At 54.9% G+C, this 643-nt stretch carries 1 pseudogene; it reads left to right on the top strand.

The features are described 5' to 3' along the window. Positions 1-53: 53 nt before the first annotated feature. A pseudogene (locus tag CE491_RS00065) lies at positions 54-643 on the top strand (helix-turn-helix domain-containing protein); the annotation flags it as partial.

Raw genomic sequence — 643 nt, forward strand, 5'->3', positions numbered from 1 at the left:
TGTCCCGTCCTGAATAAGGTTTACACCTTCTGACCTTTCCTCAGGAGGAACCAATGGATTCGGGAAAAAGGCGCAGTCAGCGTGATTACACGCTGGGCTTTAAACTGGCGGTCGTTGATCAGGTCGAAAAAGGCGAGTTGAGTTATAAAGAGGCTCAACGGCGTTACGGGATTCAGGGGCGTTCGACTGTGCTGGTGTGGTTACGCAAGCATGGACGCCAGGACTGGAGCCAAGGCGCCTCCATTCGTGCCCAGAGGAGCCGACCGATGGACGATCCCAAGCTGCCGCTGACACCGGAGCAGCGAATCAAGGCGCTTGAAGAAAAGCTCGCCCTTGCCAATCAGAAAGCTCAATTCTTCGAAGCAGTGGTTGACGTACTGAAGAATGATTACGGTGTTTCAGTCGTAAAAAAGCGATCCGGCAAGTCCTCTCCCAAGGGCAAATCCAAGGCCTGAGCATCGTCAGGGCTTGCCAGTTTCTGGGTATCTCCCGGCAGGCTTACTACAAGCGAAATCGGGTCTATGACGCGCAAACCAGCCATGCTCACAAAGTGCTGGGATTTGTACTGGAAACCCGTCTTCAGATGCCGCGGCTGGGCACGCGCAAGCTGCATGGTCTGATGCAGGCTGAGCCTGAACTGGCG

It is taken from the genome of Pseudomonas bohemica (genome assembly GCF_002934685.1).
In the GTDB taxonomy this organism is placed as follows: Bacteria; Pseudomonadota; Gammaproteobacteria; order Pseudomonadales; family Pseudomonadaceae; genus Aquipseudomonas; species Aquipseudomonas bohemica.